The following is a 26485-nucleotide window of genomic DNA, read 5'->3' as shown; positions in this document are numbered from 1 at the left end:
CTCCGAACGCCGCTTCCCACGGTGCGCACTCGCCTCAGCGCCTGGTCGCGGTCAGCACTTCCAGGGTCACCGGTTCGATGAAACATCCGCCCGGGTCGATCGCCAGCAATGTGTCGGTGACCAGCTGTTCGAAAGCGGCCCGCCGGTCACCGAGAAGCCGGTACAGCGGCAACGAGGTGGAGTAGAGGTACCCGATCGCCTGCTCGATCGTCCACGAACGCTGAAATTCGTGGACCACCCGGTGCACACGCGGGAAGGACGATCGAGCCAGGATGTCTTCGTGCGACTCCTGGCCCTCGGCGGGCGTCGTCCTACCCGACCACTGTTCCGGCGGCAGGAAACGGCACTGGACCTCTTCGATGGCTCGCTGCCACGTCGTAGCCGGACGCACGAGACAGCTGTCGTTGGCGAGCACGATCGCGCCGTTCTCCTCGATCATGCCGGACAGGGCCGCCAAGACTTCCGCACGGTCCATCCAATGGAACGACCGGCCCATGGTCACCAGCCGGAAGCGGCCGAGCCCAGCTGGTAGATCCGCCGAACCGCCTTGCGTCCACGCGACGTTCGCAACCCCGGCGGCTTCCGCACGGCGGGCGGCTTCGACGAGCATCGTGGGTTCGGGATCCATGCCCACCGCGTCGGCCATGTGCCGCGCGAGCGGGACGGTGAGTTGGCCTGTGCCGCAGCCCAGATCGAGGAGGCGTCCGGCGCCGTCGAGACGCAGGCGCCGGACGAGCTCGTCGAAGAACCGCCGCGGATAGTCCGGCCGGTAGCGCGCGTAGTGCCAAGCGGTTCCGGCGAACAGGTCGTCTGTGATCCCGTCGGCTGCTTCGGTCATGATCGGCCCCCCTTCGTCCCGGAACTCGTCCGGGAGCGACACGGAGACTCGATAGTAACCTCAGTCGCCGCGGTCGCCCGCCAGCGCCAGATGACGATCGGTGGCGGTCTCGGTGATCGCGGTGGAGATCTTGGGCAGGGCGTAGGGGTGGTTGCGGCCGAGCCAGTCGAGCATTTCCTCACGGACCGCGCAGCGCAGGTTCCACACGTCGTCGGCGTCGGCGGCCGACATCGTCGCGCGCACCACGATGTTCGTCGGCGTGCTGTCGGTGACCTGCAGACCCCAGGCGCGACCGTCCCAATCCGCGCGCGTTCGCAGATACTCCTGCAAGTGCTCACGCAAAAGCGGCACCGGTGTGCTGTGGTCCAGGTACAGGAAAACCGTACCGGTGATCTGCGGCCCGCCACGCGACCAGTTCTCGTACGGCTTGTTGTTGAAGTAGGAGACCGGCATGGTCAGTCTGCGGTCGTCCCAGATCCGGACGGTGAGGAATGCGAGGGTGATCTCCTCCACGATGCCCCACTCTCCCTCCACCACAACGGTGTCCCCGATCTTGACCGAGTCCCCGAACGCGATCTGCAATCCGGCGATCAGGTTGCTCAGTGTCGACTGGGCGGCGACACCGGCGATGATGCCGATCACCCCCGCCGAGGCCAGCAGCGAGGTGCCCAGGGTCCGCAGGCTCGGCACCAGCAGCAGGATCACGACGGCGGCGGTCGTGACCACCAGGACCGAGGTGACGATCCGGCGCACCAGGCCGAGCTGGGTGCGCAGTTGCCGAACCCGCGTGATGTCCTGGGTGCGCCGGGCATACGAGCGCAGCGTGTTCTCCGCGACCGCGTCGGCGGCACGGATGACGCCCCATGCCGCTGCCATGATCGCCGCCGTCGCCAGGACGGTCCTGATCATCGCGTCCTGGCGCAAATCCAGGTGGGCCAACGGGTAGGTGGCATGCAAGGCCATCGCGCCGAGCAACACCTGCACAGGCAATTGCACCCGGCGCAACAGAGTGGGAAGTTGGTTGCCCGGGCGTCTACGGGCGCTGTAACGCAGTAAGCGATCGAACAGCAAACCGGCCGTCACGGTGATGGCCACCGTACCGAGAAGCACGATGAGCGGCCGTAGTATTTCCTCCAACGGATCGAACTCCTTCTCCTCGTCCACTCACCCTGCCGCGGTGCAGAACTTTTCGCCGCATCGGTAGCGCATCGCCAGTATTCTCGAGCGCACGATGCCGCTCAGCTCCCGCGTAGGTGAGTGCAATGCTGAGCTTCCTGCTCCAGCGAAGCGGGCCTTCAGCTGGTCCCCGCTCTTCGCCGGGTGGCGTTCCTACAGGAGCGCCAGCGCGAGGCTCAGCACCGTCAACACCAAAACCCATGCCGCGATGGTCCATTCGACGGGCAGCTCCGTGCCGGGATAGCCGCTGCCGCCGCGTCGGGCGGCGCGATACTGCGAGCGCGAGGCCGAGATGGACATGACATCCTCCTTCGGTCGATTGCGTCATTCGGGCGCATACCCGGTTTCTCCGTCGATCGTCGCCACGCCCGTTGTGGCGAATGCCACCCCCGGCCTGTGCTTCGAGCGCAAGCCGTTGTCCGGCATGGATTCTCGGCCCGCGGTGGAGCCGACCAACGCGTCATTGCCGACCGGAACGGCTGCGGTAATGCAGGTCGTCCAGTGAGAGGGGCGGAACGTATCGGGTCACCAGCGTGCGGTCCCACCACGCTCGGGTGCGAGCCAATTCGCGAGGTGTGGTGAAGCGGTAGAGATACAGTTGCGCCCGGACGAAGCGCGGTGCGGCCTGCGGGAACGGATTGTTCCGTAGCAGTCGCAGCGTGGCCGCGTCGTTTTCCAGCAGTCGTGTCAAGAAGGGGCCCAGCCACGACTGCGCGTAACGCGGTGAGGCGGCGGCGAACCACATGAGCCAGTCCAGCCGCAGATGGTACGGGGCCCATTGGCGCGGGAGCCGGCGCGGATCACCGGGCTTGCCCTTGAACTCGTATTCCTTCCACCGCGTCCGGTCGGTGACGGCCGGCTCGTCGGTGCCTTCCACGACCACCTCGTAACGGGTGCGGCCGATACTGCCGAACGCTCCGTAGGTGTTGACCAAATGATAGGGGTCGAACGACCGGTTCATGGCCTGATGACTCGAGATCAGATTGCGGGCGGGACGGTAACTCAGGAAGACCACCGACGCGGCGAACGCGATGACCAGGCCGGTGAACCACGCCGGCGGTGCCGGCAGCGACGGCGCTGCCGGCACCGGGAGCACCGCCGAGGCCGCGGACCCACTCACGGCGCTGCACGCGAGAACGATCGTCAGCCAGTTCAGCCAGGCGAAATTGCCCGACAGCACCAGCCACAGCTGGGTGATGACGACGACGGCCGCGGCGATACTCGCCACCGGCTGCGGCGCGAACAACCCGAAGGGCACGACGAGCTGCGCGAAGTGGTTGCCCAGTACCTCCGCCCGGTGCAGCGGCTTGGGCAAATGGTGGAAGAACCAGCTCAGCGGCCCCGGCATCGGCTGCGTCTCGTGGTGGTAATACAGGCAGGTCAGATCGCGCCAGCACCGGTCACCGCGCAGTTTGATCAGTCCGGCGCCGAACTCCACCCGGAACAGCAACCAGCGGGCGAGCCACAGCACCAGCACCGGCGGCGCGGTGCGGTCGTTGCCGAGGAAGATCACCAGGAACCCGCATTCCAGCAGTAGTGACTCCCACCCGAACGCGTACCAGTCCTGCCCGACGTTGACGATCGACAGGTAGAGCACCCACAACAGCGCCCACATCAGCATCGCTGCCCATAGCGGCACCAGATCGGCGGCGCCGGCCACCATCGCCGCGGCCAACGCCGCACCGAACCACGACACGACGGCGAAGAACCGGTCGGAATAGTGGACATGGAAAATGCTCGGCGTGCGCCGGAAGGAGCGCCGGGCCAGCCAGCGCGGCACGGGCAGCATGCCGTGCTCCCCGATCAGCGCCCGGAATTGGCGGGCGGCGACCACGAAGCCGATCAGATAGACGGCTGCGACACCGCGAGTCAGCAGCTGCCTGCTCAACCAATATTCGGATGCGGTGAACCAGTCCATGCCCGCAACTCCTCCGACCGCGGACCTTCGTTCCCATCCGGGCGCATACCCGGCCCGGCGGCAGGGAAACCGCTACTACATCGGGTACAGGCTGTGCTTGCGCGGGTTGTGTTCGGCAGCCGCCTCTTTGTCCCGCAGGAGCTGCAGCGCGTGCCGTATTTCCAGCCGGGTCCGGGAAGGTTCGATGACGGCGTCGATGTATCCGCGTTCCGCCGCGATCCACGGCGTCGCCACGGTAGCGTTGTACTGGTCGATCATGAACTCTCGTACGGCTGCGCGCTGCTCCTCCGGCACCTGTGACAGCTGACGTCTGCCCGCGATGTCGACCGCGCTCTCCGCACCGATCACCGCGATGCGGGCGGTGGGCCAGGCGAGGCTGATGTCGGCGCCGAGTTGCTTGCACGCCATGAAGCCGTACGCGCCGCCGTAGGACTTGCGCACCACCACGTTGATGATGGGCACGGTCGCCTCGATGATCGCGCGGAACACGCGACCGCCGCGGACGATGACACCGTTGCGCTCCTCCTCCACGCCGGGGAGCACGCCGGGAGTGTCGACCACGAACACCAGGGGAATGCCGAAGGCATTGCACAGCCTGATGAAATGCGTTGCCTTGTCAGAGCATTTCGCGTCGACCGCGCCGCCGAGAACCAGCGGCTGGTTGGCGACGACACCCACGCTGCGGCCGTCCACGCGCGTGAAGCCGGTGATCAGATTCGCCGCGGTGGCCGAACGGATCTCGTGGAAATCGCCGTCGTCGAAGATGCGCAGCAGGATCTCGTGCATGTCGTATCCCTCGCGGTCGGAGTCCGGGATGATCGACTCGAGCTCGAGATCGGTGGCGGTGATCTCGGGTTCCAGACCCGGGTTCACGATCGGCGCCTGCTCCAAGCAGCTCGACGGCAGGTAACTCAGGTATTTGCGGGCCCAGTCGAACGCCTCCTGCTCGGTGGTGGTCACGTGATGGATCGTGCCGTTGCGCGCCTGCACGTGGGCGCCGCCCAACTCCTCCGCGGTCACGTCCTCGCCGGTCACCGTCTTGATCACCTCGGGTCCGGTGACGAACATGTAGGAGTTCTCGGTCGCGACGAGCACGTCGGTGTTCACCGGGCCGTACACCGAACCGGCGGCGCACTTGCCGAGCATGATGGAGACCTGCGGAACGAACCCGGACAGCCGTTCCTGGCGTCGGCTCATGTGCGCGAACCAGGCCAGCGAAGTCACCGCGTCCTGGATCCGGGCGCCACCGGAATCGTTGATCGCCACCACCGGGCACGCCTTCTCGAAGGCGAACTTCAGGATGTGGGCGACCTTCCGGCCGAACATCTCGCCGACCGAGCCGCCGTAGACCGTCTGGTCGTGTGCGATGACCACGACCGGCCGCCCGTCGATGCGACCGTGCCCGGTGACCACTCCGTCGCCGTACTTCGCGTCCGGCGCTCCCGGCGTGCGCGCGAGTGCGCCGATCTCGACGAACGTTCCCGGGTCGAGCAGCGATCGCACCCGCTCGCGGGCGCTGGGGATGCCTTTGTTCTGTCGTTTCGCGATACCGGACGCACCGGCAGGCTCCTCGGCGATCGCGAGGGTGCCCCGCAACTGCTCCAACTTCTCGCGCGTGCCGACCATCCGAAACTGCCTCTCGACCTCACTGGCTGTTGCGCAGACGATAGGGGGCTGGACGGCGAACGCCGTGGCGCCGAGTCGATTACTGGGTAGCTCACAACGCGCGGACGGCCGCGTTGGCACGGTGCCCTATGGATCGGCCCGGCATCGCGTGGGCGATCTCCGCCGTGATCCGACCGGGTCCGAGACTTCCCTTGCGAGCTGGCAGGATTCGGTGCATGAGTTTCACCGGGGACGATGTCCGGGCCTTCGCGCTGTCGCTACCGGAGACATCCGAACAATTCACCTGGGGGATGCCGACCTTCCGGGTCGCGGGCAAGCTGTTCCTCACCCTTCCCGAGTCCGAGACCTCGATGGCGGTCCGCTGCCCCATCGCCGACCGCGACGAACTCGTCGTCGCCGAACCGGACAAGTTCTGGATCGCCGCGCACGAAGCAGGCAACGCCTGGGTCCGTGCGCGGCTGACCGCCCTCGACGACCGGGAGGAACTCGAAGCCATCGTGCACGACTCGTGGCGGCAGGCCGCACCACGGCATCTGCTCGACGACGCCGGGTGACCTGCTCGACGCCCCGGCGTCAGCGTGCGCGGCGGCGGCGTGGCCGTGGCGCGAGTCTCAGACCGAAGAGCAGATCGGTATTGCGGACCGGTGTCGATTGTTCCGACTTCCGGAGCAGTCCCGCTTCGCGGATCCAGCTGTGATGCCAGTGGTACAGATCCGGCAGCGTCACCTCGCACGCCGCGGCGAGCCTGCGGAGGCGGAAACCCGCTCCGCCGATGGCGCCGGCGAACAGCTTGGTGTTCGGTGTGGGGCGTGATTCCTGGTGGACGCGGGCTTCGTACAGCAGAGGCCGCGCCGACGGCGGAATCACCCACACGTACAGGTCCGGAGCGTGGGTGTAACCGATCGGGCCGTTGAAGATCAGCGCGTCCGCGGCGAGCGCGACGCAGGGGATCGCGTTGAGTTCCATCGCGGTGGCGCCGGTGAAGAGCGCGGTGACGATCGCCGCCGCGTCCACCGGATCGGCGGTCCTGGCCCGGACCCGGGCGACCAGGTCGTCATCGATCGGGACCGTCGTCAGCCCCGGCCCGACCGAGTAGGCCAGGTCCGGCGGCAGATCCAGGCGCATCCCGTGCAGCAGGAACGCCGCTTGGGCGCCGCGCAGGCGCGTGATCGTGTGCCCGCGGCTGGGGCTGTCGGCGACGAGGCCGCCGAGGAATCGGTACAGGCTCAGAATGTCGTTCCACTCGTCCACCAAACCGGCGCCCTGCTGGAAGCGGTCCGGCACGCTGAGGCGAGGTTGCAGCACCGAGAGCATGTATTCGGCCAGGCCTGCCCCGCGCGGCCCCAGCCAGCTGCCGACGCCGTTCTGGTTCAGGTCGTGCCTGCACGGTCGCCCGGTGTGTTCGGCCAGCCACCGGCAGGCCAGCTGGATCCCGTCGGCGTAGACGGCGTCGATGCGCGCGAATTCTTCCGGTGGCAGGCTCCGGTAGGCATCGGCCCGGAAAGTGGTGACGTCCCCGTCGGAGATCTGCGGCAGCAGCCCGCCTCCGGCCGCTTCGGGAAGCGTGATGATGCGGGACTGCCGGTGGTTGATCTCCCCATACCCCACGTGCCTGGTCGGTGGCTCAGGGCCATCGATCCGGGTGGTCGGCGGATCAGGGACATCTATGCGCGTGGTCGGCGGGTCGGGAACATCGACGCGTGTGGTGGTCGGGTCGGATACCTCGACGTGGGCGGTCGGCGGGTCGGGAACCTCGATGTGGGCGGTCGGCCGCTCGGGGACATCGATGCGTCTGGTGGGCGCGGACGCACTGCGGCGGTCCTCCAGCCACCGCCACAGGTCCTCCTCCGGCACGCCCATCCGCTGCGAGCTCGATCGCACCTGGTCGGCGGAGAGTTCGTTGTGTTCGTCGAGCTGAGCCAACCTCTCCAGCTCGGACGGACGCAGCGTGGGCACGCTTGCGTCGGCCACAGCCACAACCTCCCGGAATACTGAACCGGTGCATCACACGGGTTCGCGACATCAGTTGCAGAGCATTCGATCACGTACCCGCCGGTAAGGCGGGGAATTCAACCGAGTTTCGGATGTTGTCTACGTCACCGACAACTTCTCCCTCTAGCGAAATCGTCGCGTGCGGAATGCATTCTGCCTAGTCATCATGTCTGTCGGCAGCCGCGACGGAAATACGTGAGCGCTGCCGACATCCGGAAAACCTAGGTGGTTTTGTCTACAGCGCTGGACACCGCCATTTCGGCATACGCCCGATCGCCGACGGCGTCGGCACGGGAACCGCGCGCCACTCCCACGCACGCCACGACCACCAGGCCGATACCCGACCACTGCGCCGCCCGCATCTGCTCGCCGAGCAACAGCAGCCCGACGCCCGCGGCCACCACGGGTTCCAAACTCATCATGACGCCGAACACCGCGGGCGTGATCCGGCGCAAGGCCGCCATCTCGATGGCATGCGGCAGCAGCGACGAGAGCACGGCCAACGCCGCCGCGGCCGCCAGGAACACCGGATCCGTCAGCGCCACAGCGTCATTCGCGATCACCACCGGCACGGCGAGCAGTCCGCCGAGGCCCATGGCCAACGCCAGTCCGTCGTGTCCGGCGGTGTGCCTGCCCACCACGGCGCCGCACGCGATGTAAGCGCCCCATCCCGCACCGGCTGCCGCCGCGAACAGCACCCCGCTCCACGAGACCGGCCCTTCGCTGTCGACCAGCAGCAGAACGCCCGCTCCGGCGAGCGTCACCCACAGCGCGTCGCGGGTGCGCCGCGACCCGATCATGGCGACGGCGAGCGGACCGATGAAGTCGATCGTCACCGCCATGCCCAGCGGGATGCGGTCCAGGGCTGCCGCATAGAAGCACAGGTTCATGCCCGCGATGGCCACGCCGAGCCCGGCGACCGGCAGCAGGGCCCTGCGCTCGAGCCGCGGCGACGGCCGCCACAGCAGCACGGCGAACACGCCCGCGAGCATGATCCGGCCGCACGCGACCGTTACCGGCGACGCGAGTGTGAACAGGTGCTTGGCGATGACCGCGCCGAGCTGGATGCTGACCATCGCGGCGACCACGAGCACCGGGGTGGGCACACCTCCGCGCGGCGGGATCAGCCGCGGCGCGAATCGTAGGGAGGCGTCCTCGGCGGGACTGATGACCACGTAGTACTCCGTTCCTGAACACGCCTGTACCCGGGGCGGCGCGCGTTGTCGGACGCCGACGGATCCGCTGCACGGCCCGACTCGGCGCGTCGATTGATCTGTGGCAGAGCGGTTGTCGGCTGCGTCAGCGCCGAACAGACGTGGACACGCACCGGTCGGGCACCCGCGCTGGGACGTAACGAGCCGACGGCTCCGAATTTGCGGTCGCCACAGATATCCGTCGAATTGTGCGGCGAGAGCCGAACAAATCGGACAAACGTGACCGGCTTCGGTGATTTGCGCGCTGCGTGCACCCCTGCTTCACAGCGGAGAACGTAAATGCCCCGAGCAACGAACAGTGAGCCGATCGATTGCCGGAATCCAGAAACAATGTTGCGAAATGCGTCCCGCGCTGTGGACTGCGGCACAAGGTACAGCGGTGATCGATCAATGCGCCCTTCGTCCGCCCGCCGGCGGCAGCACGCGACAGCGTCTGCTCCGGCCGGAAGGCGGGCAGCGCCACTAGCGGGGACGCCCGTCGTGACCTGATCGAGAGCGAATTCTCAGCGTTCACACAACGGACTCTCGCCAAGTCCAAATACTGATGCGGTGTCCTTGAAGGGTGCTGGTCGGCAGCACTCAGAGCCCAGCTACGAGGAGACCAGTTCGTGTTTACCGGTACCACCGCGAGCATGCCGCGGATCCAGACACCGCGGCTGGGCGGAACGACCGGCGCTTCGGCCAGTCGGCGCGCGTCACGGTCGATCAACGCCGACGCGGTGGCGATCGAGACCGACGCCGTGACCGGAGCGACGGCGTACGTCGTCGCCGACGGCGTCGGAGATCATCTGCTCGGAGCCCGCGCGGCACGCACGGTCGCCGCCGCGGCGGCGCGCTCCGCCGCCGCCGACGGAGCGCGCGCGGGAATTCTCGCGGCCCAGGAGGAACTCCTGCGCGAGGTCCCGGAGCCTTCGGCCGACAGCGTGCTCGTGGTCGCGGTGCTTCCGGCCGCCGATCAACCCGATGGCCCCTGCGAGGTGGCGTGGGTCGGCGACTGTCGCGCGTATCGGTGGAACGGGCGAGTATTGCACCAGATCACGACCGACCACACCGTAGCCGAGCTGTACCGCACCCGCGGGCTCGCCTCCACCCCGCGAATGGATCATCTGGTCACCACCTCGGCGCGCACCGTGCGGCCGGACGCGATCGGATACGCCGCCACCGGCTCGAGCACGGGCAGACTGCTGCTGAGCACCGACGGCGTACACAAGCCACTCGGCATAGCCGCGGTCAAAGCCATCCTCGCGCAGGGCGACGCGGCTCCCACGATCGCGAACACTTTGGTGGATGCCGCCCTCCTGGCCGGTGGAAGGGACAACGCCACCGCACTGGTCGTGGACCTGCCTTTCCGGCCGGGGGGCACCCACGGTGGGTGATTCCGGGACCGTTCGCGACGCGCGGAACAAATGTCGAAATGCTATGAATCGACGTCGTCGGGGCGCAGTATGTCGCTGTGGAGCTGACAGCCGTGCGCATCGACAAACCGGATGATCTCAACGTCGTCATCGGACAGTCCCATTTCATCAAGACCGTCGAAGACCTGCACGAGGCGCTGGTCGGAGTCGGTCCGCACCTGCGCTTCGGGCTGGCGTTCTGCGAGGCCTCCGGACCGCGCCTGGTCCGCCGCTCCGGCAACGACGACGCACTCGTCGAGCTTGCCACCAAGAACGCGGTCGACATCGGTGCGGGACACTCGTTCATCGTCTTTCTCCGCGAGGGCTACCCCGTCAACGTGCTGAACGCCGTGCAGCAGGTCCCGGAGGTCTGCGGAATCTACTGCGCCACAGCCAATCCCGTCGAGGTTCTGATCGCGGAAACCGAACTCGGCAGAGGAATCATCGGCGTGATCGACGGTTCGCCGCCGCTCGGCGTGGAAGATGCCGACGACCAGGCGGCCCGGAAGCAGCTGTTGCGTCAGATCGGCTACAAACTGTAGGACCGCTGCCCCGCCGGTTCGTACGGCGCGCACCGATGGTCGGCGCACCGGCTGGGCCCGGAATCCCGCAAGCGATCCGGGCCCGCGCCGGATACCTCAGCCGAGTTCCGCCAGTTGCGGGACGGCAGGCGCCATGCCGTCGATCCATGCCGCCGGTGAGCCTGTGGTCGGAGTGACGATGGCCGTCTCGATGCCGAGTTCGGCGTAGTCGGCCATCTGCCGGACGAATTCGTCGCGGTTTTCCGGGCTCGGCCGCGGGTTGTTGGCGATGATCGTCTTACGGATCTCGTCATAGTCGCGGCCGACGTCATCACAATGCCTGCGCAGCACGTCGAGTTTGTGCTCGACGTCCCCGGGCGAGGAGCCGAACAGATTGCAGGCGTCGCCGTACTGCGCGACCAACCGCAGCGTCTTGCGCTCTCCCCCGCCGCCGACGAGCACCTTCGGCCGGTTGATGGGCTGCGGCGAGCACAGCGTCTCGGCCAGCTGGTAGTACTTCCCGTCGAACGGCCCGTTGTCCTGCGGGTCCCACATCTGGCGGCAGATGCGCAGCGTCTCCTCCAGCCGCTCGAACCGTTCGGCGGTCGGCGGGTACGGCACACCGAGCCCGCGGTGCTCGCGCTCGAACCACGCGGCGCCGATCCCGAGGACCGCCCGGCCGCCCGAGAGGACGTCGAGGGTGGTGACGATCTTGGCGAGCAGACCGGGGTGACGGTAGGTCACGCCGGTGACGAGCAGTCCGAGGTCGATGCGCGAAGTGTGCGCGGCCAGATAGCCGAGGGTCGTGTACCCCTCCAGCATGTTCGCCTCCGCGGGCAGGCCGGTCGGCTCTATCTGGAAGTAGTGGTCCATGAACGACAGCCACGTCGCGCCGGATTCTTCCGCCGCCGCGCCCACCCTTGCCAGCTCACCGGCGATGGCGGTGGTGCCACCGTCGATATCGAAGATTGGTATGTGAAAACCGAGCTCCATGAAGTGATCCCTTCTGCTGGACAACCCTGTATGAGCGCACCCTAAGCGCTGGAGTGCGCTCCAGGTCAAGCAGCGGATCGATCGGGTTGTCAACCTGCGACCGGGCGCGGATACGGGCTGTGCATCGACAGCCAGCGGATGTCGAGATCCCGTTCGAGGTAGTCCATGCGCTCGTCCCAGAACGCCCGCATGTGCGGCAGGGCCAAATGACGATCGAGATCTTCCTTGGACCGCCATACCTCGTAGAAGACGAACGTGCCCGGCCGGTCCTTGTCCTCGTGGAAGTGATACTCCAACGAACCTTCTTCGGCGCGCGTGGGCTCGACGAAGGACAACAGCAACTCACGCAGTTCCGCCGCGCGCTCCGGTTTGGGGTGGGCGAAACCGACGAGGACGTAGGGCGCGTGATCAGGTACGAGATTTTTCATACCTCGGACGCTAGCGGCCACTGAGGTACGATGCAAGACGTACCTATGGAGGAGGTTCGCCGTGCCCGGCAGCGATCAGCCCGCACCGGAGGAGATGGAACTCGGTTCGGTGTTCGCCGCGCTCGCCGATCGGCATCGCCGCCAGGTGATCCTCACGCTCCTCGCCGAGCCCGACGGCACCGAGCGCCATTGCAGTTCGTTCGGCCTCCCGGTATCGAAAGCGACACTCACGCACCACTTTCGGGTTCTTCGCCAGGCCGGGCTGATCCGTCAGGTCGATCGCGGCAACAGCAATATGGCCCAACTACGCAGAGCCGAACTCCAGCACCGATTCCCTGGCTTGATCGAGTTGCTCCGCGCGGAAATCCCGGACCAGAGACGCAAGCGCTGCCATCCCGCCCCATAGGCCGAGCCACGAGGGCCGTCGCCACATTCGATCAGCTCGCGCGCTCGAAATCGCCGGGCCGCCAAGTCTGGTCGAACGCCGCTTCCTCGGGTCCGTAGATGCGCAGATAGGCGAACCATCCGCGGCCGGGGACGGTTTGCAGCCAGCGGGTCTCGTCGCCGTCAGGAGGAATGGGGCCGAAGTGCAGCCGCACGGGGCCGTCGGGCGGGAGGTCGCACAACTCGAACAGCGACCGGAGGGCGGCCTTGCCCTGGTCGGCCTGGATCTGCGAGCGGGTCTGCGCGTCGTAGACCGTCACGGACCAGAACAGCCCGGCCGGCACCGGCCGCGGTATATCGAGGGTATAAGTGGCACTACCGTCCAAGTAATCCCCTCGCCCGTCCCGCATGGCGAGCCAATACAGCGATCCGCCGCCCACCTGCCGCCGGAACATGGCCGGTGAGGCGATGATCGCTTGGGCGAACCACCGGTCGCGCGCTTCGAGGTCGAGACCGGAGGCGGTCCGGAAGTCGCCGTTGTCGGCGACCAGTCCCACCCATTCCCAGCGACGGTCCGGCCAGGCCACGCGGTCCGGCCGGCCACTGGCGAACGCGGAAACGAGCAATTGACCGCGCCCGGTCCGCGCCGCGGCCGTCAACAGCGCCGCGGACCGGCGGTCGGGCGCGAACCGAACGCCTCGCTCGAGACCGATCGCCCCGAGCAGCCCATACATCGGCAAGAACTCCGGCACCACCGGTTCCGTCTCGAGAATCCCGTGCAGCACCCGCCAGTAAGAGATGTCGGCTTCCCAGCACAAACAGGTGGAGTCCATAGCCAACTCGGTGGTGTCGATGATGTCCAGCACCGCGCCCGCCTCCTCGAGCGGATGCACCCGGACCGCCCGCAGCGCATCCATCGCCTCGGCCAGGTCGCCACCGAGCGGTAGCGCGCGCACGGCGAGCAGCACTTTGAAGGACGCGGATCGCCCGACGTGCGCCCGATCCGGCAGCGCCCCCGCGTAGCCGGGAGGAACGATGACGTAAGTGCCGCCCTGCCCTCGGTCCGGCCCGGGAATGCCGAGATCGGTGATCCACCGTTGATGATGATCGTCGACCAGGCCGATGTACGGTCCCGGCGGAAGCTCGACCACCATCGGCCCCGCCGACAGATCCAGCACCGCGGCGCCATACGGGGTATCGGAATTCAGAGTGAACCCGACATGCCGCGGCCCGGTCGAGGCGATTCCGACCGCGCGGTTGTCGTTCAGTCCGATCTCCCTGTTTCCGTTGAAAATTCCTTCCATCGATACGGTCGGATACCAGAACCGGTACGCGACCACGGCGCGCTGGAACACGCTGTCGTCCCATGCCCGAGTCGCGGAAGACCCGATCGGATAGCCATTCGCGAACTCGTACCGGTTGTCCACCATCGCCGGGGCCGTCATTTCCTGGACGGTGCCACCGCCGTACCGGGCCGACATCACCCGAATCGGGTGAAAGCCTTGCCGAGCAGCCGGATCGCCAGTGCCGCAGGGTCGGTCAGACCGCGGCCTCGGGACGGTCGGACAAGCCGAGGCGCAGGTGTTCGCTGTGGTAGATCGCCTCGTCCAGCAGTTGGGCGACGTGGTTGTCGTAGAGGCTGTAGACGATGCTGCGGCCGGTGCGAGTGCCCGTGACCAGACCCAGATTGCGCAGCAGCCGAAGCTGGTGGGAGACGGCGGACTGTTCCATGCCGATGGCGTCGGCCAGCGCGCTCACCGGCAGCGGCCCTTGGCGCAGTTCGGTGAGGATCATCAAGCGGCTCGGTGTGGCCAGCGCCTGCAACGTGGTCGCCACATGGGTGGCCGATTCGGGATCCAAGCGCACGGCAGGGCGGTCCCTGCCTTCGACGCCGTGTCCCATGACAGAACAGCATACTCTAGGAACAAATGAAGACATGTTCATGTGTTCTGGTATGGTTCGGGCCGTCTGTTCGTTGCCGTTCTGGAGGTGACCCGTGGCCGCGCCGACGCTCGCGCCGACTCGTCCGACTCCGCCATCCGGTCGCGTGCCCGTGCGCCGGACCCGGCTGTTCACCCTGCCCGAAGCCCGTTGGGCCGCAGTGGCCGTGGTCTTCTTCTGCGCCGGGCTGGCGGTGCAGCTGACCGATGGCCCCCCAGTGGCTGCGCTGGGGCCTGTACCTGGCCTGCTACGCCGCAGGCGGCTGGGAACCCGGGTGGGCCGGCTTACAGGCTCTCCGCGACAAGACGCTCGACGTCGACCTGCTCATGGTCGCCGCGGCGATCGGAGCGGCGGCCATCGGCCAGATCACCGACGGCGCGTTGCTGATCGTCATCTTCGCGACCTCCGGCGCCCTGGAAGCGCTGGCCACCGCCCGGACCGAGGACTCGGTGCGCGGACTGCTCGACCTCACACCCGACACCGCGACCCGGGTCGCGCGCGACGGCGAGGAAGAGACGGTCCACGCCACCGAACTGCGTGTCGGAGACGTCCTCGTGGTGCGGCCCGGGGAGCGGATCGCCGCGGACGCGACCGTCCTCTCCGGCGGCAGTGAGGTCGATCAGGCCACCATCACCGGCGAACCGTTGCCGGTGAACAAAATCCAGGGCGACGAGGTGTACGCGGGCACCCTCAACGGCACGGGGGCCCTGCGCATCCGCGTCGTGCGCCGCGCGCGGGACTCCGTGGTAGCGCGCATCGCGGCCCTGGTCGAGCAGGCGGCCCGAACCAAAGCGCGCACCCAGCTTTTCATCGAGAAGGTGGAACAGCGCTACTCCGTCGGCATGGTCGCGGTCACCCTCGCGGTGTTCGCCATCCCGCTGCTGCTCGGTGACAACGTGCGGCGAGCGCTGCTGCGAGCGATGACGTTCATGATCGTCGCCTCCCCCTGCGCGGTGGTGCTGGCCACCATGCCGCCCCTGCTGGCGGCCGTCGCCAACGCGGGGCGTCACGGTGTCCTGGTCAAATCCGCGGTGGTCATGGAAAAGCTCGGCGCCACCACGCACGTCGCCTTCGACAAGACCGGCACCCTGACCCGCGGCATCCCGGAACTCGCCGAGATCCGCTGCCTGGACCAGCGATTCACCGACGCCGAGGTGCTTCGGCTCGCCGCCGCGGCCGAGCACCCGAGCGAGCACCCCCTCGCGGCGGCGATCGTGCGCGCGGCCCGCACCCGAGAGCTGCGGCTGCCCGAGGTCACCGAATTCACGGCCCACCCAGGTCGCGGCGTGACCGCCCGTGTCGGTGACCGTCTCATCGGCGTCGGCTCCCCCGCCGCGTGGGAACCCACCCGCGACGCCCACACAACTGTCGACGCCTTCCACGCGAGCGGCTACACCGCCGTGGTCGTGACCTGCGAGCACGAACCGATCGGAGTGCTCGCACTGACCGACCAGCTCCGGCCCGAAGCGGTCGCGGCCGTGCGCGCGACGACCGCGCTGACCGGCAGCGCGCCGATACTGCTGACCGGCGACAACACCGCCACCGCCGATCGGCTCGCCGAATGTGTCGGCATCACCGACGTCCGGGCGGAACTGCTGCCCGACGACAAGATGATCGCGGTGCGCGAGTTGCAAGCCGGCGGGCGGAAACTGACCGTGGTCGGCGACGGCGTCAACGATGCCCCTGCGCTCGCCGCGGCCGAGGTCGGCATCGCCATGGGCGGCGCCGGATCCGACCTGACCCTGCGGACCGCGGACGCCGTCGTCGTGCGCGACGACCTGACCACGATCCCGGCGGTGATCGCGTTGTCCCGGCAGGCGCGACGGGTGGTGATCGCCAACTTGGCCATCGCCGCCACCTGCATCGGCGTGCTGGTCGTCTGGGACCTCGCCGGGACCCTGCCGCTCCCCCTCGGCGTCGCCGGGCACGAGGGATCCACCGTCCTCGTCGGGCTCAACGGGCTACGCCTGCTCCGCCGGGGTGCGTGGGAGCGAGCTGCCGGATCACGGGAGTGACAGCGACCTCCGTCGCAGTGCGGAAACGAATCCCGCACTGCGACAGCGCGTCCGGCTAGTCGGCGCGAACCTCGCCGCGGTCCCCGCTCCACAGCGTGTGGAACTTGCCTTCGGCGTCCACCCGCTCGTAGGTGTGCGCACCGAAGAAATCACGCTGCCCCTGGGTGAGCGCGGCCGGGAGACGCTCGGCGCGCAGGGCGTCGTAGTAGGACAGCGACGAAGCGAACGCGGGCACCGGAATGCCGAGCAGTGTCGCGGTGGCCACGACGCGGCGCCAGCTGTCGATGGCCGTCTCGATCGCCTCACGGAAGTACGGTGCGAGAATCAAGCTCGGCAGCGCCGGGTTCTCGTCGTAGGCGTCCTTGATCCGGTTGAGGAACCGGGCGCGGATGATGCAGCCGCCACGCCAGATCGTCGCGAGATCACCCGGGCGCAAGTTCCAGTCGTATTCGGCGCTGCCCGCGGCGATCTGGTCGAAGCCCTGCGCGTAGGCGACCACCTTCGAGGCGTAGAGCGCCTGCCGGATGTCCTCGGTGAACCGCTCCACGTCGGTGGGCTTGTCGGCCAGCCGTCCGGAAGCCAGACCCCGCGCGGCCTTTCGCTGCTCGCGCGAACCCGACAGCGCCCGCGCGAACACCGCTTCGGCGATTCCGGTCACCGGCACGCCGAGGTCGAGCGCGGACTTCACCGTCCAGCGCCCGGTGCCCTTCTGCTCCGCCGCGTCGACGATCACGTCGACCAGCGGCTTGCCCGTCTTCGCGTCGACCTGGTTCAGCACCTCGGCGGTGATCTCGACCAGGTAGCTCTCCAGGTCGCCGGAGTTCCACTGGGTGAACACGTCCGCGATCTGTTTGGCGTCGAAACCGAGCGCGTCGCGGAACAGGTGGTAGGCCTCGCCGATCAACTGCATGTCGGCGTACTCGATGCCGTTGTGCACCATCTTGACGAAATGTCCGGAGCCGTCCGGGCCGATGTGGGTGCAGCAGGGCGTTCCGTCGACCTTCGCCGCGATGGATTCCAGCAGCGGCCCGAGCGAGTCGTAGGACTCCTTGGGGCCGCCGGGCATGATCGCGGGGCCGTTGAGGGCGCCCTCCTCGCCCCCGGAGATCCCCGCTCCGACGAAGTTCAGCCCGCGCTCGCGCATCGCGGCTTCCCGCCGAATGGTGTCGGTGTAGAGGGCGTTTCCACCATCGATGATGATGTCGCCCGGCTCCATCGCGTCCGCGAGTTCCTCGATGACCGTGTCGGTCGCGGCGCCTGCCTTCACCATGATGAGCACCCGGCGCGGCTTCTCCAGCGCGGCGACGAACTCCTCGATCGTTTCGGTCCGCACGAAGTCGCCGTCGTCGCCGTGGGCCTCGAGCAGTGCGTCGGTCTTGGCGATGCTGCGGTTGTGCAGCGCAACGGTATAGCCGTTCCTGGCGAAGTTCCGTGCGATGTTGCTACCCATGACCGCCAGACCGGTGACCCCGATCTGTGCGCGCGCTGTAGAGGTCGGCATCAATCAGCTCTCTTCGTTCGGCAGGGCGGCGCGTCCGCGCGAAGCTGTTCGGCGGCGGCATCGTGGCGTCCGTTCCACGACGCTTCAGACCTTACCCACCCCGCCGGTGCGGGCTCGGAGCGCATCACGAGCCGCTCACGTGACCATACGGGCGTCGGCGCGTACGCGACTTCACGTCCCGGCCGGCACGGGACCGGAGACCAACCGGTCACGAATCTCGGCGAACGCGTCGGCCAACTGGTGGATGCCCGGCGTCTCCACGGGAAAATGCCCCGCCGCGTCGAGCACGACCAGGCGTTTGGGAGCGGCGATCCGATCGAAGAACGACTGGCTCAGCGCCAAGGGCGTCCACCGATCGGCGCCGGGGTGAACCAGCCATACGGGGCAGGAGGTGAAATCCTCCGGTTCGAGACCGGGATCGGACCGCAGATAGGTTCGCAGGAATCCCAGTGGCATCCAGGCGCCACCGCCGTGGGGATCGGCCGAGACGACCCGGGTCAGCTCGGGATCGTTCGATATCGCGGACATATTCGCGAGCAACCGCATCGGGATTCGCAGATCGTCGATCGCGGGCACCAGCAACCGTGTTCCGTACCGACCCAGCCACGGGCGACGGGCGACCGCCGCGCGAACTCGCGCCAGCCGTGGGTCGAGCAGACAAGTGGTCGCGAGCGCGTCCACCATGCCGGTGCGGGCCGCCACCGTGTACGCCAGCATCCCGCCCACGCTCGCCCCCACCAGCACCAACGGCCGCGAATCCGCCGCCTTGACCGCACGGACCAGATCGTCGACGCAGTCCACCCAGTCCGCATACCGGATCGCGCGGGACGACGGGACGCGGGTGTGGCCGTAGCCGGGCAGGTCGGGGACCCGCACGTCGAAACCGCGCGCCGCCGCCAGCGCCGCGAACGGCCACATCGCCGCGGCATGACCACCGGCGCCGTGGATCAAGATCATCCGAACGTCCGCGTCCGGCCGGTGGACCCGTTCGATGTGGACTTGATGGCCGCGCCACGACCAAGTGCTCGACTGGGGCCGAAAATCCCAGCTCCGGCGTAGGTCATCGGGGAGAAAGGCGAGGTAAGAAGCGTGCATGTGACAATAATTCGAGCAATCCTCGGTTTTGCCAACTCGACTTCAGGACGCCATGTCGACACCCAGGAAAATCCCGCGCCAGCAGCGGTCGGAGTTCACCTTCGACGCGATCCTCGACGCCGCTGCTCGACTTTTCCAGCAGCACGGTTACGCCGCGACGACGACCAACAAGATCGCCGAACTCGCCGGCGTCTCCATCGGCACCCTCTATCACTACGTCCCCGACAAGGACGCACTGCTCTACTCACTCGCCGAACGGCACCTGCGGCACGCTTCCCAGGCGCTGCTGGAAACGGCCGGGCGCCTGCGTGCCGAACAGCCGCCTCTGGTCGACACCATCCGGCAACTGGTCGTCGCCGTGACGCGGTTGCACACGGCTCAACCGGATATGCACCGGCTGCTCTTCGATCAGGCCCCTCGCACCGCCGCGGGTGTCGAACGCCTCCGACAACTCGAACGGGTCCTCGCCGACGAAGTGGAATTCCATCTGCGCCGCCTCGAGGTCGGCGGCGACGACCCGGGGTTGACGGCATTGCTGCTCGTGCAGGCGGTGGAGGCGCAGATCCACGGCGCGGTCCTCGATCCGCCGCCCGGCCGCACCGCCGACGAATGCGGCCGGGCGATCATCGATCTCTGGACCCGGGCGCTCACGCCGCCCACGGACCCCGGCCGGGCGGCGGCCGAGTCATCGCGAATCGGCCACCAGTGACCCGGCGCCGAGACCGCCCGCGATCAGTGCATCCGCTCCCCGGTCACCGTAAGCGATGCGCTCGAGCAGATCCAGCGCCTCGCCGACCTTGTGCAACTCACCCGTCCGCAAACTCTCCGACAACGCTTGCGCCAGCGCGTCGTTCGCGGACGCTTGATGTCCGCACACCCACGCGCGGCCTTCGTCGGTGAGAGTCAGATTCACCCGGCGTCCGTCGTTCGGGTCGCGCACACCGATGATCAGACCCTGGTCGCGCAAGCCGTCGACCACGTTGCGCATCGTCTGCGGCCGCAGCATCTCCAGCCGCGCCAAGTCGACCGCGGCCATGGCGCCGTATCGGTGCAGCCGTCCTAAGACCGCCCACTGCGTCGCGGACAGCCGCCGTTCGTCGGGATCTCTCCGGGCGCGCCGCAGGATGACGGTCGTCGCAATGCGCAGCCGGGCCGCGATGGTGGACAGTGCTGTGGCGTCCGCGGTGTCAGCGCTCACGGGCGGGCTCCCTCTGCTTACCTGGTGGGACAACGATCCCCGGGCTGGTGATAGCTGCGGGAAGCCTACTCGACAGTAGGACATCGGCGTGGCCCGTGACGAAATCGTCATACGGACCGGTGGCCGCGACAGATCCCCACGGCCCACCAGCTATCGGGTCGACCCCGGGGGGCGGCCCGATAGCCGGTGCGGACCGCCCGATGCGCGACACTGACCGCGATGGGCACACAGGCGAACAGCGGACAACCACGGCGGAGACCACCGCATCGACGCGAGATGATCCTGGCCGCCGCGGTCGACGCCTTCACGCACGGCGGCTATTACGGCACGACGATGGCCGACATCGCGGCTGCGGTTGGCATCTCGGCGACGGCGTTGTATCGACACTTCCGCAACAAACAGCAACTTTTGGGCCAATGCCTGCTGGTTGGCCTCGACGACACCTTGAACCGGCTGGACGCCGCATATCGCGCCGATGACTCCGGCGGCGCGGTAACGGCCGAGTTGGTCCGGGTCGCGCTGGAGTTGCGCGGCCTGCCGCGGCTGTGGCAACTGGAGTTCCGCAATCTGACCGCCGCCGACAAGACCGCGGTGCTCGTCCGCGCCGCGCGGCTCACCCGCTACCTACGACACACGATCCACTTACGCCGACCCGAACTGAGCACGGCCGATGTCGAATTGCTGAGCTGGTGCGTGCTGTCGATCGCGGTCAGCCCCTCCTATCACCGCGCCGAGTTGCCCGCGCCGGCCGCCGCGCAAGTGCTCGACGCCGCCGTCGCGGCGGTGATCACGACCCGGATGCCCGAACACCCGAACGGCCACGCGCCGAGCCGGCCACCGCGCACCGAGATCGGCAACACCGCACTGGACCGAGCGCTGCGCTCGGAGCGAATGCTCGCCGAGGCGGCGCGACTGTTCAGCACCCGCGGTTACGCCGCGGTGGGCATCGAGGACATCGGTGCGGCCGTCGGCGTCACCGGACCCGCCCTGTATCACCATTTCTCCAGCAAGGCGGAGTTGCTGGACCAGATCGTCCGGCGCCAGGACGAGTGGCTCCGACTGCTGCTCGCCCGAGCGATCGCCGAGGGCCGCAGCGCCGAGGAGTCCCTGCGCTCGCTCATGCGCAGCTTCGCGCAATTGGGCGTCGACGAACCCGACCTCTTGGCGATCACGGTCAGCGAGACCCGGCATCTTCCTGGCGACGGGGTGCAGCGCTACCGGAGGGTGCGCCTCGACGGCATCGCCCAGTGGGCCCGCATGCTGCAGGCGGTGCGGCCGGATCTATCCGCGCCCGTCGCGCGGGTGCTCAGCCGCGCGATCGTCACCGTCGTCATCGATGCCGTACGCAATCCCCGCTTCCGGCGGCGCGCCGATCTCGTCGACGTCCTCGTAGCCATCGGGGAGCGGATCGAAACGGCGGGAAATCCCGGCCGCACCCCCTCGCAGTGATTTATACCACTTAGCGAGCATTAACTTAGCTGCGCCAATTACGTGCTAGCAGCGGATTGAATGCCGTTGGACATCCGACCATCTACTTAGTGGTTATTAACATAAGATTGCTTTCGCGTCATCGGTGCCGCACAGTGTGCCGTGGGTGAGCACCTATCCGTGCGCCCGCCGAATCCCTCGCCGGTACACCGGCCGTTTCTCGAAAGGCCCTGGCTCGTGAGCCATTACAAGAGCAACGTGCGTGACCTCGAGTTCAATTTGTTCGAGGTGTACGGACTCGACGACATCCTGCGGACCGGAGCGTTCGGGGACCTGGACGGCGACACCGTGCGATCGATGCTGGCGGAGGCCGCGCGCCTGGCCGAAGGGCCGGTCGCCGAACCGTATGCCGAAACCGACCGCAACCCGCCGGTTTTCGATCCGGCCACCCACTCGGTCAGCCTGCCGGAGTCGTTCAAGAAGGCGGTGCGCGCCTGGTACGACGCCGAATGGTGGCGCGTCGGCAAGTCCGAGGCGGTCGGCGGAGTGCCCGCCCCCTCGATGGTCAGCTGGGCCATCAGCGAATTCGTGCTCGGGGCGCAGCCCGCGGCCTACATGTATCTGACCGGGCCGATGATGGCCCACATCATCGACGGCATCGGCACCGAGCAGCAGCGGCGCTGGGCGCGATTCATCACCGAACTCAACTGGGGCGCCACGATGGTGCTGACCGAGCCCGACGCCGGTTCCGACGTCGGCGCCGGTCGCACCAAGGCGATCGAGCAGGAAGACGGCACCTGGCACATCGAGGGCGTGAAGCGGTTCATCACCTCCGCCGACGCCGACGACCTGTTCGGCAACATCGCCCACCTGGTGCTGGCCCGCCCCGAGGGCGCGGGACCGGGCACCAAGGGCCTGTCGCTGTTCTTCGTACCGAAGTTCCACTTCGACCACGAAACCGGTGAGCTGGGCGACCGCAACGGCGTCTTCGTCACCAACGTCGAGCACAAGATGGGCCTGAAAGCGTCCGCCACCTGTGAGCTCACCTTCGGCGGCCACGGCATCCCGGCCAAGGGCTGGCTGGTCGGCGAGGTGCACAACGGCATCGCGCAGATGTTCCACGTCATCGAGGAAGCTCGGATGATGGTGGGCACCAAGGCCATCGCCACCTTGTCGACCGGCTACCTCAATGCCCTCGAATACGCGAAGAACCGGGTGCAGGGCAGCGATCTGACCCAGATGGCGGACAAGTCCGCACCGAAGGTGACCATCACCCGGCACCCCGACGTGCGCCGGTCGCTGATGATGCAGAAGGCCTACGCCGAAGGCCTGCGCGCGGTATACCTGTACACCGCCGGTCACCAGAACGACGTTGTCGCCCAGCACATCTCGGGGGCGGATGCCGAGCTGGCCGCGCGGGTCAACGACCTGCTGCTTCCGATCGTCAAGGGCGTCGGCTCGGAGCGGGCCTACCAGTACCTGACCGAGTCGCTGCAGACCCTGGGCGGTTCGGGCTTCCTGCAGGACTACCCGATCGAGCAGTACATCCGCGACGCGAAGATCGACTCGCTCTACGAGGGCACCACCGCGATCCAGGCGCAGGACTTCTTCTTCCGCAAGATCGCCCGCGATCGCGGCGTCGCGCTCGCGCACATCGCGGGCAAGATCCGGGACACGGCGCAATCCGGCGTGGGCAACGGCAGGCTCAAGACCGAGAAGGTGCTGCTGGCCACCGCGCTGGAGGATGTCCAGGACATGGCGGGCCGATTCACTCAGCACCTGATCGCCGCCCAGCAGCAACCCACCGAGTTGTACAAGATCGGACTGAATTCCGTCCGGTTCCTGCTCGCCGTCGGCGATCTCCTCATCGCCTGGCGTCTGATCGTCGCCGCCGAGATCGCCGCCGCGGCCTTGGATGCCGAGCCGGGCGGCGGAGACCGCGCTTTCTATGAGGGCAAGATCGCCGTCGCGTCGTTCTTCGCCAAAACTGTCCTGCCGCACCTCAGCGCGGAATGGTCGGTCATCTCCGACGTCGACATCAGCGTCATGGATCTCGACGAAGCCGCATTCTGACACCCTCGGCGATCACCGTCGCACCGGCCGCCGCATCCGACGATGCGGCGGCCGGTCGGCTTCCGCCACTGACAGTCGCGCCCGCGTCGTCTAGCATTTGACTCACGTCGCGATAGCGGATGGGCGAGGAACCGATATCGGACGCTTCGGTGGCGTCGACTTCCGACGATGAGGACCCACCCGGCTCCGCGGCAGTACTTGATTGCGCAGTGCCACCAGCGGCACCGCTCGTCGACGCAGTGGCATCGCACGCGTTCATTCGGACAACCAGGCTGGCGGTGTCCAGTCCATCCGCAGGACGGAGGGCGGGTAGATGTCACTGGAAGAATACAAACGGGGAACGGCTTTTCCCGGAATCATCGGGCGAACGACGGATGTGTCGAAACCCGCATGGCCGCAACCGGTACGGGCGGCTCCCGGCGCACCGAACTTGGTGTTCATCGTGCTCGACGACACCGGATTCGGACAGCTCGGGTGTTACGGCAGTCCCATTTCCACGCCGCATTTCGACGCGTTGGCCGCAGGCGGACTGCTGTACAACAATATGCACACCACCGCGTTGTGCTCACCGTCGCGTTCCTGTCTCATCACCGGGCGTAATCATCACGCCAACGCCATGGCGGGCATCACGGAGATCGCCACCGGGTATCCGGGCTACAACGGCAACATCCCATTCGAGAACGGATTCCTCTCGGAGATGCTGTTGCAGCACGGCTACAACACCTACATGGTCGGCAAATGGCATCTGGTGCCGTCGGAGCAGGAATCCGCCGCAGGCCCGTACGATCGTTGGCCGCTCGGGCGGGGCTTCGAGCGGTTCTACGGCTTCCTCGGCGGCGACACCAGCCAGTGGTATCCGGATCTGGTCCACGACAACCATCAGGTCGAGCCGCCCGCCACCCCGGAAGACGGCTACCACCTGACCGCCGATCTGGTGGACAAGGCGATCTCCTTCATCGCCGGTGCCAAACAGGTCGCTCCGGACAAGCCGTTCTTCTTGAACTTCTGCACCGGCGCCACACACGCGCCGCACCACGTGCCGAGGGAGTGGGCGGACCGTTACCGCGGCCGATTCGACGGCGGCTGGGACGCCTATCGCGAATACACGTTCGACCGGCAGCGCGAGCTCGGTGTCGTACCACCGGACGCGCGGCTTTCCCGCCGTGATCCGGATGTGCCCGAATGGGCCGCGCTGTCCGCCGACGCACGCCGCCTGGCGGCACGAATGATGGAGGTCTACGCCGGATTCCTCACCCACACAGACCACCACATCGGACGACTGCTCGACTTCCTCGACCAGATCGGGGAGCTCGACAACACCCTGCTCATGCTCGTGTCCGACAACGGCGCCAGTCCGGAGGGCGGGGTCACCGGAACCACGAACGAACTGCAATTCTTCAACAACGCCCCGGAACCGATCGAGGACAGCCTGCGCGCCATCGACGAACTGGGCGGTCCGACCACGTTCAACCACTATCCGTGGGGTTGGACCTGGGCGGGCAATACCCCCTTCCGGCGGTGGAAGCGCGAAACCTACCGCGGCGGCGTCAGCGATCCCTTCCTGGTCCACTGGCCTCGGGGCATCACCGCACAGGGCGAGATCCGAACCCAGTACGCGCACCTGATCGACGTCGTTCCCACCGTTCTCGACGCTTTCGGCCTCGAACCGCCGGACACCATCAGGGGCGTATCCCAGTCCCCCTTGCACGGTGTCGGTTTCGCCCACACTTTCGACGATTCCACCGCCGCGACCCGGCACCACACGCAGTACTTCGAAATGCTCGGCCACCGAGCCATCGACCACGACGGCTGGCGGGCCGTGTGCCCCTGGCCGGGCCCGTCCTTCGCCGAAGCGGACCGGCCGTTCGGCACGCCGATCACGGCCGATGACCTCGGCCGGCTCGACGCCGACGATTGGGAGCTCTACCACGTCGCCGAGGACTTCGCCGAGACCCGTGACCTCGCCGCTGAACGTCGAGACAAGCTCAACGAGATGATCGCCCTGTGGTATGTGGAAGCAGGCCGCTACGACGTGCTGCCGATCGACGGCAGCGGATTGCAACGCCTGCTCGCCGAGCGCCCGCAGATCACGCCCGCGCAGACCCGATACACCCTGCGCCCGGACACCGAGACGCTGCCTGCGGCCGTCTCGCCGCGGGTGCTGAACCGCCCGCACAGCGTCACCGCCGAAGTGGAGATCCCGTCCGGCGGCGCCGAGGGCGTCTTGCTGTGCCAGGGCACCAATGCCGGAGGCTGGACCTTCTTCGTCGCAGACGGCCACTTGCACTATGCCCACAACTACGTGCGGCGCACCGTGCACCGCGTCGCCTCGACACGAACCATCCCGGAAGGCCGCCACGAATTGCGCTTCGAGTTCGAACCCACCGGCGCACCGGATTTCGGCAATGGCAAGGGCACCCCTGGCACCGCCCGGCTCTACATCGACCGCAGCCCGGCAGGCGAAGCCGATTTCCCGTTCATCACGCCGGTCGCGTTCAACCCCGGTGGGATGACCTGCGGCGCCAACCCGGGCTCCGCGGTGGTGCCCGACTACCGGCCGCCCTTCCGGTTCACCGGCACGTTGCGCACGGTCGTCGTGGATCTGTCCGGAGAACTGACGACGGACGCCAAGAGCGAGATGCGCATGCACATGGCTCGGCAGTAACCGATACGCCCGCCGCGCTCTCTATCTCTAGTACCCGGGTCGTCGCCACACCCGCGACAGTGGGATCCGGCTGTTCCGGAGAGCG

22 protein-coding genes and 1 pseudogene are annotated in these 26485 nt (G+C 67.6%); 9 read left to right on the top strand and 14 right to left on the bottom strand.

Annotated elements, in window-relative coordinates:
* Positions 1-34: 34 nt before the first annotated feature.
* From ACL03I_RS12710 to ACL03I_RS12690, 5 genes are all read right to left on the bottom strand, one after another.
* Entirely contained in the window at positions 35-838 is an 804-nt protein-coding gene (locus tag ACL03I_RS12710) for a class I SAM-dependent methyltransferase (protein WP_412805989.1), read from the bottom strand.
* Positions 839-898: 60 nt separating this feature from the next.
* A complete protein-coding gene (locus tag ACL03I_RS12705; RefSeq protein ID WP_412805988.1) occupies positions 899-1975 on the bottom strand; it encodes a mechanosensitive ion channel family protein in 1077 nt (358 codons plus the stop codon).
* A gap of 192 nt (positions 1976-2167) precedes the next feature.
* Complete coding sequence (locus ACL03I_RS12700; protein WP_355075381.1) at positions 2168-2314, bottom strand: hypothetical protein; 147 nt, start codon at positions 2312-2314, stop codon at positions 2168-2170.
* Between the two features lie 160 nt (positions 2315-2474).
* The gene (locus ACL03I_RS12695) at positions 2475-3932 is read right to left on the bottom strand and encodes a lipase maturation factor family protein (RefSeq protein WP_412805987.1); all 1458 of its coding nucleotides are present in this window, start codon (positions 3930-3932) and stop codon (positions 2475-2477) included.
* Positions 3933-4007: 75 nt separating this feature from the next.
* A complete protein-coding gene (locus ACL03I_RS12690) occupies positions 4008-5558 on the bottom strand; it encodes an acyl-CoA carboxylase subunit beta (RefSeq protein ID WP_412805986.1) in 1551 nt (516 codons plus the stop codon).
* Between the two features lie 215 nt (positions 5559-5773).
* Here ACL03I_RS12690 and ACL03I_RS12685 point away from each other — a divergent pair, with 215 nt between their 5' ends.
* A complete protein-coding gene (locus ACL03I_RS12685) occupies positions 5774-6112 on the top strand; it encodes an MmcQ/YjbR family DNA-binding protein (protein WP_355075375.1) in 339 nt (112 codons plus the stop codon).
* 19 nt (positions 6113-6131) lie between these two features.
* Here the strand turns inward: ACL03I_RS12685 and ACL03I_RS12680 are convergent, their stop codons facing one another.
* A complete protein-coding gene (locus ACL03I_RS12680) occupies positions 6132-7529 on the bottom strand; it encodes a superantigen-like protein SSL4 (protein ID WP_412805985.1) in 1398 nt (465 codons plus the stop codon).
* Positions 7530-7771: 242 nt separating this feature from the next.
* A complete protein-coding gene (locus ACL03I_RS12675) occupies positions 7772-8725 on the bottom strand; it encodes an EamA family transporter (RefSeq protein ID WP_412805984.1) in 954 nt (317 codons plus the stop codon).
* 647 nt (positions 8726-9372) lie between these two features.
* On the opposite strand from ACL03I_RS12675, the gene ACL03I_RS12670 reads away from it, so the two are divergent.
* Both ACL03I_RS12670 and ACL03I_RS12665 read left to right on the top strand, forming a co-directional pair.
* Entirely contained in the window at positions 9373-10140 is a 768-nt protein-coding gene (locus ACL03I_RS12670; RefSeq protein WP_412805983.1) for a PP2C family protein-serine/threonine phosphatase, read from the top strand.
* Between the two features lie 77 nt (positions 10141-10217).
* Complete coding sequence (locus ACL03I_RS12665) at positions 10218-10700, top strand: adenosine-specific kinase (RefSeq protein WP_355075368.1); 483 nt, start codon at positions 10218-10220, stop codon at positions 10698-10700.
* Positions 10701-10796: 96 nt separating this feature from the next.
* Here the strand turns inward: ACL03I_RS12665 and ACL03I_RS12660 are convergent, their stop codons facing one another.
* Both ACL03I_RS12660 and ACL03I_RS12655 read right to left on the bottom strand, forming a co-directional pair.
* On the bottom strand, positions 10797-11672 hold the full coding sequence (locus ACL03I_RS12660) for an LLM class F420-dependent oxidoreductase (RefSeq protein WP_355075366.1): 876 nt from the start codon (positions 11670-11672) through the stop codon (positions 10797-10799).
* 89 nt (positions 11673-11761) lie between these two features.
* Positions 11762-12100, bottom strand: coding sequence for a putative quinol monooxygenase (locus ACL03I_RS12655; RefSeq protein WP_412805982.1), 339 nt, complete (start codon positions 12098-12100; stop codon positions 11762-11764).
* Positions 12101-12161: 61 nt separating this feature from the next.
* Here ACL03I_RS12655 and ACL03I_RS12650 point away from each other — a divergent pair, with 61 nt between their 5' ends.
* On the top strand, positions 12162-12506 hold the full coding sequence (locus tag ACL03I_RS12650; RefSeq protein WP_355075362.1) for an ArsR/SmtB family transcription factor: 345 nt from the start codon (positions 12162-12164) through the stop codon (positions 12504-12506).
* A gap of 31 nt (positions 12507-12537) precedes the next feature.
* On the opposite strand, the gene ACL03I_RS12645 is transcribed toward ACL03I_RS12650, so the two are convergent.
* Together ACL03I_RS12645 and ACL03I_RS12640 are read right to left on the bottom strand one after the other, a co-directional pair.
* The gene (locus ACL03I_RS12645; RefSeq protein WP_412805981.1) at positions 12538-13929 is read right to left on the bottom strand and encodes a DUF1214 domain-containing protein; all 1392 of its coding nucleotides are present in this window, start codon (positions 13927-13929) and stop codon (positions 12538-12540) included.
* Between the two features lie 94 nt (positions 13930-14023).
* Positions 14024-14386, bottom strand: a complete 363-nt coding sequence (locus tag ACL03I_RS12640; RefSeq protein ID WP_355075358.1) for an ArsR/SmtB family transcription factor — start codon at positions 14384-14386, stop codon at positions 14024-14026.
* A gap of 94 nt (positions 14387-14480) precedes the next feature.
* Here ACL03I_RS12640 and ACL03I_RS12635 point away from each other — a divergent pair.
* Positions 14481-16440: pseudogene (locus ACL03I_RS12635) on the top strand (heavy metal translocating P-type ATPase).
* Between the two features lie 55 nt (positions 16441-16495).
* Here the strand turns inward: ACL03I_RS12635 and gndA are convergent.
* The gene (gene gndA, locus ACL03I_RS12630; RefSeq protein WP_355075354.1) at positions 16496-17941 is read right to left on the bottom strand and encodes an NADP-dependent phosphogluconate dehydrogenase; all 1446 of its coding nucleotides are present in this window, start codon (positions 17939-17941) and stop codon (positions 16496-16498) included.
* Positions 17942-18112: 171 nt separating this feature from the next.
* Entirely contained in the window at positions 18113-18898 is a 786-nt protein-coding gene (locus ACL03I_RS12625) for an alpha/beta hydrolase (RefSeq protein ID WP_412805980.1), read from the bottom strand.
* A gap of 190 nt (positions 18899-19088) precedes the next feature.
* Here ACL03I_RS12625 and ACL03I_RS12620 point away from each other — a divergent pair, with 190 nt between their 5' ends.
* On the top strand, positions 19089-19745 hold the full coding sequence (locus ACL03I_RS12620; RefSeq protein ID WP_412805979.1) for a TetR/AcrR family transcriptional regulator: 657 nt from the start codon (positions 19089-19091) through the stop codon (positions 19743-19745).
* Here the strand turns inward: ACL03I_RS12620 and ACL03I_RS12615 are convergent.
* Positions 19722-20234, bottom strand: coding sequence for a MarR family winged helix-turn-helix transcriptional regulator (locus ACL03I_RS12615; protein ID WP_355075348.1), 513 nt, complete (start codon positions 20232-20234; stop codon positions 19722-19724). The two genes, ACL03I_RS12620 and ACL03I_RS12615, sit on opposite strands and share 24 nt — an antisense overlap.
* A 219-nt stretch (positions 20235-20453) precedes the next feature.
* Between ACL03I_RS12615 and ACL03I_RS12610 the strand changes: the two genes are divergently transcribed.
* From ACL03I_RS12610 to ACL03I_RS12600, 3 genes are all read left to right on the top strand, one after another.
* A complete protein-coding gene (locus ACL03I_RS12610; protein ID WP_355075346.1) occupies positions 20454-21683 on the top strand; it encodes a TetR/AcrR family transcriptional regulator in 1230 nt (409 codons plus the stop codon).
* Between the two features lie 216 nt (positions 21684-21899).
* Positions 21900-23735, top strand: coding sequence for an acyl-CoA dehydrogenase (locus ACL03I_RS12605; protein WP_412805978.1), 1836 nt, complete (start codon positions 21900-21902; stop codon positions 23733-23735).
* Between the two features lie 313 nt (positions 23736-24048).
* A complete protein-coding gene (locus ACL03I_RS12600; protein WP_412805977.1) occupies positions 24049-26400 on the top strand; it encodes an arylsulfatase in 2352 nt (783 codons plus the stop codon).
* The last annotated feature ends 85 nt before the right edge of the window (positions 26401-26485 follow it).

The sequence above is a fragment of the Nocardia sichangensis genome (genome assembly GCF_047200615.1).
In the GTDB taxonomy this organism is placed as follows: Bacteria; Actinomycetota; Actinomycetes; order Mycobacteriales; family Mycobacteriaceae; genus Nocardia; species Nocardia sichangensis.
This window is presented reverse-complemented; position numbering and strand designations above follow the sequence as displayed.